The organism is Sporosarcina sp. ACRSL, from assembly GCF_022346605.1.
Classification (GTDB): Bacteria; Bacillota; Bacilli; order Bacillales_A; family Planococcaceae; genus Sporosarcina.
On sequence record NZ_JAKRNT010000012.1, the window covers coordinates 19,204 to 31,997 of the forward strand.

Annotated in this window: 15 protein-coding genes; 13 read left to right on the forward strand and 2 right to left on the reverse strand. The window is 43.1% G+C overall.

Features of this window, described 5'->3' with window-relative positions:
* Positions 1-176: 176 nt before the first annotated feature.
* The 3 genes from MHZ92_RS17020 to MHZ92_RS17030 all read left to right on the forward strand — a co-directional run bounded on the left by MHZ92_RS17020 (position 177) and on the right by MHZ92_RS17030 (position 2,538).
* Entirely contained in the window at positions 177-938 is a 762-nt protein-coding gene (locus MHZ92_RS17020; RefSeq protein WP_239433020.1) for a ParA family protein, read from the forward strand.
* Positions 931-1,767, forward strand: coding sequence for a ParB/RepB/Spo0J family partition protein (locus MHZ92_RS17025; RefSeq protein WP_239432908.1), 837 nt, complete (start codon positions 931-933; stop codon positions 1,765-1,767). Before MHZ92_RS17020 ends, MHZ92_RS17025 begins: the two co-directional genes overlap by 8 nt.
* Before the next feature lie 63 nt (positions 1,768-1,830).
* The gene (locus MHZ92_RS17030) at positions 1,831-2,538 is read left to right on the forward strand and encodes a DUF554 domain-containing protein (protein WP_239432909.1); all 708 of its coding nucleotides are present in this window, start codon (positions 1,831-1,833) and stop codon (positions 2,536-2,538) included.
* Here MHZ92_RS17030 and yyaC read toward each other — a convergent pair.
* Positions 2,507-3,085, reverse strand: coding sequence for a spore protease YyaC (yyaC, locus tag MHZ92_RS17035; protein WP_239432910.1), 579 nt, complete (start codon positions 3,083-3,085; stop codon positions 2,507-2,509). The two genes, MHZ92_RS17030 and yyaC, sit on opposite strands and share 32 nt — an antisense overlap.
* Positions 3,086-3,180: 95 nt before the next feature.
* On the opposite strand from yyaC, the gene MHZ92_RS17040 reads away from it, so the two are divergent.
* The 3 genes from MHZ92_RS17040 (at position 3,181) to ychF (ending at position 5,476) form a co-directional block, all read left to right on the forward strand.
* On the forward strand, positions 3,181-4,071 hold the full coding sequence (locus tag MHZ92_RS17040; RefSeq protein WP_239432911.1) for a mechanosensitive ion channel family protein: 891 nt from the start codon (positions 3,181-3,183) through the stop codon (positions 4,069-4,071).
* Between the two features lie 19 nt (positions 4,072-4,090).
* Complete coding sequence (locus tag MHZ92_RS17045; RefSeq protein ID WP_370644775.1) at positions 4,091-4,294, forward strand: DUF951 domain-containing protein; 204 nt, start codon at positions 4,091-4,093, stop codon at positions 4,292-4,294.
* 81 nt (positions 4,295-4,375) lie between these two features.
* Positions 4,376-5,476: a redox-regulated ATPase YchF gene (ychF, locus tag MHZ92_RS17050; protein ID WP_239432912.1), complete on the forward strand. Its 1,101-nt coding sequence runs from the start codon at positions 4,376-4,378 to the stop codon at positions 5,474-5,476.
* Between the two features lie 45 nt (positions 5,477-5,521).
* Here the strand turns inward: ychF and MHZ92_RS17055 are convergent, their stop codons facing one another.
* Entirely contained in the window at positions 5,522-6,082 is a 561-nt protein-coding gene (locus tag MHZ92_RS17055; RefSeq protein WP_239432913.1) for a DUF3267 domain-containing protein, read from the reverse strand.
* Positions 6,083-6,425: 343 nt separating this feature from the next.
* On the opposite strand from MHZ92_RS17055, the gene rpsF reads away from it, so the two are divergent.
* The 7 genes from rpsF to dnaB all read left to right on the forward strand — a co-directional run bounded on the left by rpsF (position 6,426) and on the right by dnaB (position 12,676).
* Entirely contained in the window at positions 6,426-6,713 is a 288-nt protein-coding gene (gene rpsF, locus MHZ92_RS17060) for a 30S ribosomal protein S6 (RefSeq protein WP_239432914.1), read from the forward strand.
* Between the two features lie 45 nt (positions 6,714-6,758).
* Positions 6,759-7,268, forward strand: coding sequence for a single-stranded DNA-binding protein (ssb, locus tag MHZ92_RS17065; RefSeq protein ID WP_239432915.1), 510 nt, complete (start codon positions 6,759-6,761; stop codon positions 7,266-7,268).
* 44 nt (positions 7,269-7,312) lie between these two features.
* Positions 7,313-7,549: a 30S ribosomal protein S18 gene (gene rpsR, locus MHZ92_RS17070; RefSeq protein ID WP_239432916.1), complete on the forward strand. Its 237-nt coding sequence runs from the start codon at positions 7,313-7,315 to the stop codon at positions 7,547-7,549.
* Positions 7,550-7,937: 388 nt separating this feature from the next.
* Complete coding sequence (locus MHZ92_RS17075) at positions 7,938-8,876, forward strand: YybS family protein (RefSeq protein ID WP_239432917.1); 939 nt, start codon at positions 7,938-7,940, stop codon at positions 8,874-8,876.
* Positions 8,877-8,888: 12 nt separating this feature from the next.
* The gene (locus MHZ92_RS17080) at positions 8,889-10,856 is read left to right on the forward strand and encodes a DHH family phosphoesterase (protein ID WP_239432918.1); all 1,968 of its coding nucleotides are present in this window, start codon (positions 8,889-8,891) and stop codon (positions 10,854-10,856) included.
* Positions 10,857-10,858: 2 nt separating this feature from the next.
* Complete coding sequence (gene rplI, locus MHZ92_RS17085; RefSeq protein WP_239432919.1) at positions 10,859-11,305, forward strand: 50S ribosomal protein L9; 447 nt, start codon at positions 10,859-10,861, stop codon at positions 11,303-11,305.
* 12 nt (positions 11,306-11,317) lie between these two features.
* Positions 11,318-12,676 (forward strand): replicative DNA helicase, encoded by a 1,359-nt coding sequence (dnaB, locus tag MHZ92_RS17090; protein ID WP_239432920.1) that lies wholly within the window; start codon positions 11,318-11,320, stop codon positions 12,674-12,676.
* The last annotated feature ends 118 nt before the right edge of the window (positions 12,677-12,794 follow it).

Here is a 12,794-nt window from a genome sequence, read left to right on the forward strand (position 1 = left end):
TTTCTCGTAATACGTGCGAGATGACTCTTGCTTGATTAAAGCAGGAGTTTTTTTGCGCTATACATTACCATGCTGTTCATTTTTTTGATAAACTAGTAAAGAGTGACGAATATTGAATGATTTATTCATGAAGAAAGATAGCAGTTTGATAGATGAGTGAGAAAGCAGGTGCAAGTGTGGGTAAAATTATAGCCATTGCCAATCAAAAAGGAGGAGTTGGTAAGACTACCACTTCAGTAAATCTAAGTGCTTGCCTTGCACATATCGGCAAAAAAGTTTTACTGATAGATGCCGATCCGCAAGGGAATGCGACGAGCGGGGTAGGGGTCAATAAAGGAGACGTTCATCAATGTATTTACGATATGTTAATCGATGATGTCAATATAAAAGAAGTCATCCATCAGACGAAGATGGAAAACTTGGATATTGTACCAGCAACCATATCTCTGGCAGGTGCTGAAATTGAACTGGTGTCAACCATTTCAAGAGAAGTAAGGATGAAACATGCAATTCAAGAAGCTAAGGAATTGTATGATTACATTATTATTGATTGCCCACCTTCTTTAGGGTTACTGACGATTAATTCATTGACTGCCGCTGATTCTGTTATCATTCCCGTACAATGTGAATATTACGCATTGGAAGGTTTGAGTCAACTACTTAGTACAATTAGGCTCGTCCAGAAGCATTTAAATGAAACCCTTACAATCGATGGCGTGTTGTTAACAATGTTCGATGCGAGAACAAACTTAGGAATCCAAGTCATTGAAGAAGTGAAAAAGTATTTTCAAGATAAAGTGTACGGAACGATCATTCCACGAAATGTACGACTTAGTGAAGCGCCAAGCCATGGAGAACCAATTATCATTTACGATTCTAGATCACGGGGCGCAGAAGTATATTTAGAGCTGGCAAAGGAAGTGGTGCACAATGGCTAAAGGTCTTGGAAAAGGTTTGAACGCTTTATTCCCTGATGAATCTTTAACGAAAGCAGAAGCAATCGAAAATATCCGTTTGAAAAGCATTAAAGTGAATCCGTATCAGCCAAGGAAGATATTTGACGAAGTTGCAATCCAAGAGTTAAGTGAATCAATTAAGGAACATGGGATTTTACAACCAATCATTGTCCGAAAAGTTGGGACAATGTATGAAATTGTAGTAGGGGAAAGACGTTTTAGAGCAGCTAAAATGGCAGGTTTAGCGGAGATTCCAGCAGTCGTTCGACAGTTGACTGATGAAGAATCGATGGAAATGGCGATTTTGGAAAACCTACAGCGGGAAGACTTGACGCCGATCGAGGAAGCGGAAGCGTACCAGAAGCTGATGGACAACCTATCCCTTACACAGGAACAACTCGCATTTAGACTTGGGAAAAGCAGACCACATATAGCAAATCATGTCCGACTGCTCAGCTTGCCTGAAAAAGTACGCAATATGATTACGGATGGGAAGCTGTCAATGGGGCATGGGCGTACGTTGCTTGGACTTCGGAAGAAAGAGCAAATTCTTCTCATTGCTGAAAAGACAATCAATGAAGGACTGAATGTCCGTCAATTAGAAAAGCTTGTCCATAAAATAAATGAGAATGTTCCACGTGAAACAAAGCCAGAAAAGAAAAACATCTTCTTGGAAGAGCAAGAATCACATTTAAGAGAATATTTTGGTACAAATGTGACGATTAAGAAGTCGAAAAATAAAGGGAAAATCGAAATCGAGTTTTTCACAGAAGAGGACCTTGAAAGAATTCTAGAATTACTGAATGAATAAGCCTGTACCTATTTTGCTCGATGCAAAATAGGTATTATTTTTAGTAGATGGAAGTGAAAAACAATGATTTTATTCGGTTCGATTGTCAATGCCTTGCTAATCATAATCGGCGCTCTACTTGGCCGTTTTTTATCCAATATCCCTGAACGGATGAAAGAGACCGTAATGTATGGAATCGGGTTGGCGGTTGCTGCAATTGGCATTCAAATGACATTTGAAAGTACCCAAATATTGATTGTTATCATTAGCATCGTTATTGGAGCTATTATAGGGGAATGGATGAACTTAGATGAAAAAATAAACGACTTAGGAAAATGGATTGAGCAAAAGCTTCCATCAAGCAAAGAAGGTCCTGGAATTTCACAAGGATTTGTAACGGCAACACTTATTTTCGTTGTCGGTTCAATGGCGATTATTGGCGCCATTGACAGCGGATTACGGAATGACCATGACGTATTGATTATGAAGGGAATTATCGATGGTTTTACGTCTGTCATCCTTAGCTCAACGCTTGGCATTGGTGTAGCAATTGCTGCAGTGCCGGTATTCCTTTACCAAGGACTCATTACGGTTTTCTCGACACAAATCAGCCGTTTTATACCGGATGAACTTTTACAGTTTTTCATTTCCGAAATGACCGCTACCGGCGGTTTAATGATTATAGGAATAGGTTTGAACTTGATTGGAATTACGAAAATCAGGGTCGCTAACCTCATTCCAGGAATCGTTGTCGTTGGTTTTATCGTGACAATTGTTCATTTCCTGTTTTAAATCGTCCATAGGCTAATTGAAGGGAGCGGGAAATAACTCGGCTCATTTCAAATGGAATATGCAATCGAGTGCTTTGCAAGACAGCTTGTTCCATGAAGCCTGATATATTGACGACTCCTTTAATGGACAAATCACCGACAGGCGGCAATTGTTTACCGACCGCTTTACCAGGAAGCAGGGGGCCTCTATGGAAGAGTAATTGACCGATTGAATCGCTCTTTCCTAAGCATGCGTCGATGGCAACGATGAAAGTCGCAGGGTCCATTGCTAGTCGTTCATCTAATTGTTGTTGTAAATTTAGAGCATGTAATGGCTTCTCCAGTGTACCGACGACTGGAAATGGGAATAATAAGGACTCGGCTAAATGGGAACCGGTTAACGGACCTAATGCATCACCTGTCGATCGATCCGTTCCTATACAAAAAAAAGTTAGAGATTCCTCATGGAACGGAATGTGTTCAAGGAAATATGAACTAAGCTTCCAAACTGCACCTGTTTCATTATAATGAATACGGAAATTATAATCAGTGGAAAGTGCTGAGTGCATAACAAAACTCCATTCTTATTAGTAGTTCACAATGAATTGATTGTGTAGCAGTATACGCGGCAATACTTGGATTTATACGGAAAGGCTTGATGCGGATGACAAATAAAGAAACAGATAATAGCCTTGACACGGCGAAGGACGAAGCTGCAAAAGCAGCCAAATTCTTATTTGACCGAGAAACTTGGATTGCATTAGGAATGACCGCTCTTAAGATTGCCGTAATTATCATTGTTTCAATTATTGTTGTACAAGTAGGCAGGTACATTATTCGTAAGATTTTTAAAATCAAATTCAGAGGTCGTAATAGGCATGATGAGCGACGCGAACAGACACTGCGTAGACTGCTCGAGAACGCACTCATTTATGTCGTCTATTTTTCGGCGATTCTAGCCGTCCTGCAGGAATTTAACATTGATGTGAAAGGGCTTCTGGCAGGGGCAGGGGTGCTGGGTCTAGCCGTTGGTTTTGGCGCTCAAAGCCTTGTGAAGGATGTCATTTCCGGATTTTTTATTCTCTTTGAGGACCAGTTTTCTGTTGGGGATTACGTGGAAATCGGTACTGCTAAAGGAAGGGTAGAAGAGATTGGTTTAAGGACAACGAAGATTAAAAACTTCACGGGAGAGCTTTTCATTTTGCCGAATGGGACCATTACGCAAGTCGTCAATTATTCTTTGAAAAATTCTTTGGCCATTGTCGATGTCACAATTCCATTTGTTCTCGGTATCGAGAAAGTGGAAAAATCGATTGAGGAATTTTTGGATTCGATGAGCAAGGATAATCCCGATCTCCTCAGTAAACCGAAATTAATCGGTGCCCATGACTTCACTGAGGATGCGGTCATTGAACGCATTATCGTAGAAACAAAACCAATGCGGCATTATGACACCGCGAGATTAATTAGTATAGGAATAAAAAAGCATTTGGAAAGGGAAGGGATTGAAATCCCTTATCCTACACTTGTATCAAGATCATTTAACACTGAATGAGTAAGGAGAGAGATAGACGGTGGAGAAGGAATTTCATTTGAATGATGTTGTGGAAATGAAAAAACCGCATCCATGCGGAACAAATGCATGGAAAATTATCCGAATGGGAGCGGATATCCGGATAAAATGCGGAGGTTGCGGTCATAGCGTGATGATTCCTCGAAATGAATTTGCAAAAAAGATGAAAAAGGTGCTTGTCAAAGCAGAGACTGAGGAAAATTAGACAGGAACGTCAACTATTCTTATAATAGAAGAGTTGCATAAATGATTATGAAATTGACCTAAATGAAAGGTTGGGAAATAAATGGCGTTAACAGCTGGTATCGTCGGATTGCCGAACGTAGGAAAGTCGACACTATTCAACGCAATAACAAAAGCTGGAGCGGAGGCTGCCAACTATCCGTTCTGTACAATCGACCCGAACGTCGGAATTGTAGAAGTTCCCGATGAGCGACTTCAAAAATTGACAGAGCTCGTCGAACCGAAAAAAACTGTACCGACAGCATTTGAATTCACAGATATCGCAGGGATTGTTGAAGGGGCAAGCAAAGGGGAAGGATTAGGGAATAAATTCCTTTCTCACATCCGTGAAGTGGATGCAATTTGCCAAGTCGTCCGCTGTTTTGACGATGAAAATATTACACACGTATCTGGAAAAGTAAATCCAATTGATGATATCGAAGTCATCAACTTGGAATTGATCCTCGCTGATATGGAAAGCGTGGACAAGCGTCTGACACGCGTATCCAAAATGGCGAAGCAAAAAGATAAAGACGCTATGGCAGAGGAGCCAGTACTGCTAAAGCTAAAGGAAGCTTTTGAAAATGAAAAGCCTGCCCGCTCCGTCGAATTAACGCCTGAAGAATTCCACATCATCAAAGGGATGCATTTATTGACAATCAAGCCGATGCTGTATGTTGCAAACGTTTCGGAAGATGAAATCGCAGAAGCGGATAACAACGAGTATGTCAAAATGGTCCGCGACTTTGCCGAGAAGGACAATGCCGAAGTGATTGTCGTCAGTGCAAAAGTCGAGGAAGAAATGGCTGAATTGGATGATGAAGAGAAGGCAATGTTCCTTGAAGAATTAGGCATTAAAGAATCCGGCCTCGATCAACTCATCAAAGCTTCATATCAACTATTAGGCCTTGCCACGTATTTCACGGCCGGCGTTCAGGAAGTCCGAGCATGGACATTCCGAAAAGGCATGAAAGCGCCACAATGTGCAGGCATTATCCATACAGACTTCGAACGTGGCTTCATCCGTGCGGAAACCGTGTCTTATGACGCACTAGTAGGAGCGGGCTCGATGACAGCAGCAAAAGAAGCAGGAAAAGTCCGTCTGGAAGGAAAAGAATATGTCGTCCAAGACGGGGATGTCATGCTGTTTAGATTCAACGTCTAATCAAAAAAATAACAACCGGAGAAGGGATATCCTTTTCCGGTTGTTTTATTGTATCACCCGTCCAGGCTCAAATAAGTAGAGCTTCGGCTGCTGCGGATCATCCTTCACAAGCCAATCATCCGGAAGCTTCCGCAACTCCTTATACATCGCAAAATCACCTGCAGCACCACCTATCAGAAACGCAGCCAAAGTAAGCCAAATACCATTCCCAGTGACCAATCCAATAACAGCAGGCACAACCCCCGTCGTCCAAAAAGGAAGCAACAACGCTTTCTGAATCGCCCGGTTCGTCATCAGCCGATCGGTCGTTGCATAGGCAATCCCTAACTTAAGATTCATCCCAACCACCATACTTCTCCAAGGCACTTTCCCAAACACCCTAAACCCAAGAAGATGAAAAAGCTCATGAAGGATTATCAAAACTACATAACCACCAATAAAATACAGAATATTCATTATACTGAATGTGAAAGATGCTCCCTGATGAATAAGTCCTTCTACAATCAGCAATCCAATAAGCGTCCAAACCGTAATCCACAACCCACTCTTAGCCACACTCGGCAAATCAATCTCTATTATCTTATCTGGTTCAGTGAGATTCTCCATGAAAAATCACTCCTTCTTATTAAGAATAAGTATACACGAATTATACGGCTTCACTTGCCATTTAACAGGCTGCAGGTGCTTGGAGTGTAAGCGCGAGACTCCTGCGGGAAAAGCGTCAGTCGAAGACCCCGCAGGCAGCGAAGAATGAGCGAACGAGGAGGCTGAGGCGACGCCCGCGGAAAGCGAGCGCTGAAACGGAAAGCAACTGCCTATGTTTTATTCATATTTAATAGTTGATTGTCTACAGACATCATGTTAAAATATGATGATGTGAGTAATAAAAATTACTTACTCCTTGCCCGCCGTCAAAAGTGGGCCAAAGTCCATAAGGAGGTGACTAAAGATGAGAAAGTACGAAATCATGTACATCATCCGTCCAACAGTAGAAGATGAAGCGAAAAAAGCATTGATCACTCGTTTCGATGACATCCTAACTTCAAACGGAGCGGAAATCATCGAGTCGAAAGAGTGGGGCAAGCGTCGTCTTGCTTACGAAATCGACGATCTGCGTGAAGGCTACTACCAATTGGTAACAGTTAACGCAGGTACTGAAGCAATCGATGAATTCAATCGTCTTGCGAACATCAATGAAGATATCATTCGTCATATGGCTGTTCGTCTAGACAACTAATCATAGAACGAAATGCAGTAAAATGATGAGGGAGGTTGCATTCTGATGATTAACCGTGTCGTTTTAGTTGGCCGACTGACAAAAGATCCTGAACTCAAATACACACAAAGCGGAATCGCGGTAACGCGCTTTACGCTAGCGGTGAATCGGACATTCGCAAGCCAATCAGGTGAGCGTGAAGCTGATTTCATCAACTGTGTAACTTGGAGGAAGCAGGCGGAAAACACTGCGAACTTTTTACGCAAAGGAAGTCTTGCCGGAATCGAAGGCCGTATCCAAACGAGCAGCTTCGATGGACAAGACGGCAAACGTGTCTTCATGACAGAAGTCGTAGCAGACAGTGTGCAATTCCTTGAGCCACGCAGTGCAAATGCTGAGAGATCTGGAGCTGCTTATGGTGGAGCACCACAGAACGAACAACCTTATTATCAGAATCAGCAGCCGAACCAGCAATACCAACAACCAGCACAACAAAACTATACACGTACTGACAATGACCCATTCTCAATGGGCAGCGGTCCGATAGAAGTATCGGATGACGACCTGCCATTCTGATCGGGAACATTCGGTAACGTCATTAAGTAAGGAGGGAAAGCGATATGGCACCACGCCGTGGAGGTCGCAGACGTCGTAAAGTCTGCTATTTTACATCGAACAACATTACGCATATCGATTATAAAGATACAGATCTACTGAAGAAATTCGTTTCTGAACGTGGAAAAATCTTGCCTCGCCGTGTAACTGGTACAAGCGCGAAATATCAGCGTAAATTGACGACTGCTATTAAACGTTCACGTATCATGGCACTTCTTCCGTTCGTTTCGGAAGAAAGATAATTATACTTTTTAAACCGCCTTGTGATACCGGCATCCCCGGTCAGCAGGCGGTTTTTTAAATGAATTTTTTTATGCGTGAATCAAACGATTTATGCGTACTTGGAAGTGTTTATGCGTGTTTCCGAAGATTTATGAGCGTTTCCTGGGAAATATGCGTGATTGTAGAGGTTTATGCGTTTTTAGACTGATTTATGCGCACTTATTACAAAGGAAATCGTCGGAGATAAACCGCGAAAAGCACATTCATATACAAAATAATCCAAAGTCGGGTATTCATTCTGTCTTTTGGTTAATCAGCGGTAATCATGATACAATTGTAAGTACTCATTTCAATGAGGAGATAGACAATAAAGAAAAAGAGTCCATTGACTGGACGGAGGAATTGATGATGCAGGACCAATCTAAAAAAATAACATATGGTGCGATGATGCTCGCGCTGTTCACAATATTTCTAGCGGGAGCTATGTACATTCCATTCCTTGGCAGCATCATTATGATCTTCATCCCATTGCCGATCATCCTTTATCGACTCCGTTATAACCGGAGCTCTACGATTTTCGTTATGATCGTCGGCAGTATTTTGTCTGTCATCATCGGTGGTATTTTGTTGGTGCCATTCGCCCTGATGTTCGGAATATTAGCCTTCCTTATTGCCGAATCGTTGTTGCTTGGTAAGTCAAAGCTGTACACGTTCATGGCATCGGGACTTTTTTTCATCGTTACGAGTGTATTGGTATATGTAGTAGCTGCACTTGTTTTCGAAATCAATGTAATCGATAGTCTGATGGCGATGATGAAGGAATCCGAGACGCAATTCAAGAATTCACTACAAAGCTTTGGTGCATTGCCGGAAGGCTACGAAAAGATAGTGGAAGAAGCGTTCACAATGTATCGATCTGCAATTCCAGCAATCTTCATCCTGTCAGTATATCTATTCACTTTCATCATGGTAATCCCTAATTTCGAGGTGCTTCGCAGGCTTGGCCATCAAGTACCAAAATTCCCGCCGTTCAGGGACATGAAATTGCCTGTCATCACTATTTTCATCTACGGGCTAATCATTCTGCTTCCTTGGATGATGGAATTAAAACCGGAGTCTTCAGCTTATTTACTATATATCAATGCGACAATCATTTTACGGGTCCTTTTATTATTACAAGGTCTGTCATTAGTCCACTATTTCATGTATAAGATGAAAATGCCGGGCGTTGTCACGATGTTCGCAACGATTTTCGCATTGCTGTTCAGTCCAATAACCACACTTCTTGGCATACTTGATATAGGCGTGAATATCCGTGCTTGGATCGGAAAAGACAACTCGAAGTAAGGGGATGAGACGATGAAGTCGTTTTTTAGAAAAAGAGCTATTCGATATCCACTGACTGTCATATCTCTCCTTGGATTGATAGCGGCCGTCCTTTTATTCCTTTCGAATTTCTGGCAAGGCCTTTTATTTACCATACCTTTCACGATAGCTGCAGGCATCGCCTGGAGGCTTGAGGAACAGACGTATATTGAAACGGAAAAGCATATTGAATCCCTTTCCCATAGGATGAAAAAAGTTGGGGAAGAAGCGTTGCTTGAGCTGCCGATCGCTATTATCCTTTTCAATGAAAAACAGATCATCGAATGGGCGAATCCATATGCCGTCAATATCTTCGATAAAGATACGTTGATCGGGGAGGAGCTATTCGGGCTGTCTGAGTCATTCCAAGCCATTCTTAAAAATGATGAACAGAAGACAACCATGAAAGTCGGAGAATCCACTTACCAAGTTATTTACAGGGCCGAGGAAAAACTGCTCTACCTTTTCGATATTACCGAACAAGTGGAAATTGAATCCCTTTATTATCAAGACCGTACCGTACTCGGCATCATGCTTGTCGATAATTATGACGAGCTTGCTCAAACGATGGACGACCAGACGAGAAGCAGTCTTAACTCGCTTGTCACTTCACTTGTGAATCGGTGGGCATCGGAAAATGGAATTTTTGTAAAGAGGATTGCATCCGATCGTTTTCTGGCCGTTTTCAATGAAGCAATTCTATCCAAATTGGAAGCGTCCAAATTTACAATTTTAGATGATATACGGGAAAACACGGCTAAGCAAAATGCAGGCTTGACGCTTAGCATCGGGGTCGGAACCGGATCTGCATCGCTTACCGAGCTTGGAGAGCTTGCACAATCCAGTCTGGATCTCGTACTGGGGCGCGGAGGAGACCAGGTCGCCATCAAGTATATGGATGGCAAACTTAAGTTTTTTGGCGGCAAGACAAATCCGGTGGAAAAAAGGACTCGTGTACGCGCAAGAGTCATTTCACACGCTTTACGCGATTTGATTCAAGGCAGTGATAAAGTAGTGATCATGGGTCATAAAATGCCGGATATGGATGCCATCGGGGCCTCCATTGGAGTTAGAAAGATGGCTAGGATGAACAATGTGGAAGGCCATATCGTCCTCAACTTTGACGAGTTGGATGGAAGCGTCAACCGCCTGATGGATGAAATTAAAAAGGATGAGGAGTTATTCTCTCAATTCGTTGATCCGGAAACCGCATTGTCCATGTTGACCGACAAATCTCTTCTTGTCATTGTCGATACGCATAAGCCGAGCATGGTCATTGATGAGAGACTGATCGACAAGGCCGAAAAGGTCGTTGTCATCGACCATCATCGACGGAGTGAGGAATTCATCAATAATACGATGCTTGTCTATATGGAACCGTACGCATCATCGACAGCCGAGCTCGTGACGGAGCTTATCGAGTATCAGCCGAAGAATGAAAAACTGACGATGCTCGAATCGACCGCTTTGCTCGCCGGGATAGTCGTTGATACGAAAAGCTTTACGTTACGGACGGGATCGAGAACATTCGAGGCGGCGTCCTATTTACGAACGAATGGCGCCGATACGGTACTTGTCCAACGATTATTGAAGGAAGATATTGACACATACATTCAAAGAGCCAAATTGATTGAAACCGTCGAGCTCACACCATCCGGTATTGCAATAGCAAAAGGGCAGGAAGGCGTTGTCTATAGTCCGGTGCTCATCGCGCAAACTGCGGATATTCTTCTGACGATGAAAGGAATCATTGCCTCCTTTGTCATCGCTTCCCGAGCAGATGGTAAAATCGGTATTAGTGCTAGGTCTCTAGGAGAGCTAAACGTGCAGCTTATTATGGAAGAACTCGGCGGAGGTGGGCATTTGACGAATGCTGCCTGCCAGCTTGAAGTGGAAACGATAGAAGAAGCGGATCACTTATTGAAATCCGCCATAGAAGATAAATCGGAAAGGGGAACATGACGATGAAAGTTATTTTCTTGAAAGATGTTAAAGGCAAAGGGAAAAAAGGCGAAGTGAAAGACGTATCAGTCGGCTACGCTCAAAACTACTTGCTCAAAAACAAATTGGCTATTGAAGCAACACCAGCAAACTTAAGCCAACTGGAAGGTCAAAAGAAGCGTGCGGAAAAAGATGCAGCCGCTGAATTGGCTGAAGCAAAAAAACTGAAGGCACTTATCGATGAAAAGACTGTGGAAATGAAAGCGAAATCCGGAGAAGGCGGAAGACTTTTCGGATCGATCACGACAAAGCAGATCGCGGATGCGCTTGAGAAAAATCATAAAATAAAAGTGGATCGCCGTAAGATGGAACTGCCTGATGCAATACGGGCTCTTGGCTTTACAAATGTGCCAATCAAACTGCACCCGGAAGTTACAGCTACGCTCAAAGTCCATGTAACCGAAGAATGATGGGGAGCGATAATGATGGATCAGATGTATGATCGCGTCCCTCCGCATAATAACGAAGCCGAACAATCAGTTATTGGAGCGATTTTCTTACAGCCTGAAGCATTAATCACCGCTTCAGAAATTCTTCGTCCCGACGACTTTTACAGAACAGCTCATGAAAAAATATTCGACACGATGCAGATCCTGAGCGATAGGGGACAACCGATTGACGTCGTTACGGTAACAGAAGAGCTTTCCGCGAAGAAGGAATTAGAAGACGTCGGTGGGATTTCATATTTGACCGAAGTTGCAAATGCCGTACCGACAGCAGCGAATATCGAGTATTATGCCAAGATTGTCGAAGAGAAGTCGCTTCTGAGACGACTCATTCGTGTAGCAACCAATATTGTCGAAGAAGGTTTTACAAAAGAGGATGAAGTCGAAGCAGTCCTTTCTGAAGCTGAAAAAAGGATCATGGAAGTTTCCAGTCGGAAAAATGCCGGCGATTTCAAGCACATTAAAGATGTACTTGTTGAAACATATGATAATATCGAGATTCTCCATACGAGAAAAGGAGAAGTGACAGGCATTCCAACTGGATTCCGTGACCTCGACAAAATTACGGCCGGATTTCAACGGAATGACCTCATAATCGTTGCTGCCCGTCCTTCCGTTGGTAAAACGGCGTTCGCCCTGAACGTGGCACAAAACGTTGCCACGAAGGCGGGAGAAAACGTCGCGATTTTCAGTTTGGAGATGGGTGCGGAACAACTCGTCATGCGTATGCTTTGCGCGGAAGGGAATATTGATGCGCAAGTCATGCGAACAGGGAATTTGGAAGCGGAAGATTGGCGGAAACTGACGATGGCGATGGGTAGCCTATCAAATGCCGGTATCTTCATTGACGACTCTCCCGGCATCCGAATTAACGAAATCCGTTCCAAATGCCGCCGTCTCCAACAGGAGCATGGTCTGGGCATGATCATGATTGATTATTTGCAGCTCATTATGGGAAGCGGACGTTCTGGTGAGAACCGCCAACAGGAAGTATCCGAAATCTCCCGTTCTCTAAAGGCGCTGGCGCGTGAATTGAAAATTCCAGTCATCGCCCTCTCCCAGCTTTCCCGTGGTGTGGAACAACGTCAGGACAAGCGCCCGATGATGTCCGACCTAAGGGAATCTGGAAGTATTGAGCAAGATGCGGATATCGTATCTTTCCTTTATCGGGAAGATTACTATGATAAAGAAACAGAGAATCAGAATATGATTGAGATTATCATAGCGAAGCAGCGGAACGGCCCGACCGGCACCGTCACACTTGCCTTCGCGAAGGAATACAACAAGTTCTTAAACATCGACTGGAGCCAACACCAAGTGCCAGTTCATCAATAATAGATATAGAAAAGCCTTGATTCACCTGACAAACAGGTTAATCAAGGCTTTTTGTATACTATGAGACTATTCTCATAGTATACAATTTAATCATTTCAACCTAACAAATGGAAGATAA

Excerpts from the sequence above, each read along its gene's own strand:
- MHZ92_RS17025 (WP_239432908.1), top strand. The coding sequence starts at position 931 with ATGGCTAAAGGTCTTGGAAAAGGTTTGAACGCTTTATTCCCTGATGAA.
- MHZ92_RS17030 (WP_239432909.1), top strand. The coding sequence starts at position 1,831 with ATGATTTTATTCGGTTCGATTGTCAATGCCTTGCTAATCATAATCGGC.
- yyaC (WP_239432910.1), bottom strand. The coding sequence starts at position 3,085 with ATGCACTCAGCACTTTCCACTGATTATAATTTCCGTATTCATTATAAT.
- MHZ92_RS17040 (WP_239432911.1), top strand. The coding sequence starts at position 3,181 with ATGACAAATAAAGAAACAGATAATAGCCTTGACACGGCGAAGGACGAA.
- ychF (WP_239432912.1), top strand. The coding sequence starts at position 4,376 with ATGGCGTTAACAGCTGGTATCGTCGGATTGCCGAACGTAGGAAAGTCG.
- MHZ92_RS17055 (WP_239432913.1), bottom strand. The coding sequence starts at position 6,082 with ATGGAGAATCTCACTGAACCAGATAAGATAATAGAGATTGATTTGCCG.
- rpsF (WP_239432914.1), top strand. The coding sequence starts at position 6,426 with ATGAGAAAGTACGAAATCATGTACATCATCCGTCCAACAGTAGAAGAT.
- ssb (WP_239432915.1), top strand. The coding sequence starts at position 6,759 with ATGATTAACCGTGTCGTTTTAGTTGGCCGACTGACAAAAGATCCTGAA.
- rpsR (WP_239432916.1), top strand. The coding sequence starts at position 7,313 with ATGGCACCACGCCGTGGAGGTCGCAGACGTCGTAAAGTCTGCTATTTT.
- MHZ92_RS17075 (WP_239432917.1), top strand. The coding sequence starts at position 7,938 with ATGCAGGACCAATCTAAAAAAATAACATATGGTGCGATGATGCTCGCG.
- MHZ92_RS17080 (WP_239432918.1), top strand. The coding sequence starts at position 8,889 with ATGAAGTCGTTTTTTAGAAAAAGAGCTATTCGATATCCACTGACTGTC.
- rplI (WP_239432919.1), top strand. The coding sequence starts at position 10,859 with ATGAAAGTTATTTTCTTGAAAGATGTTAAAGGCAAAGGGAAAAAAGGC.
- dnaB (WP_239432920.1), top strand. The coding sequence starts at position 11,318 with ATGATGGATCAGATGTATGATCGCGTCCCTCCGCATAATAACGAAGCC.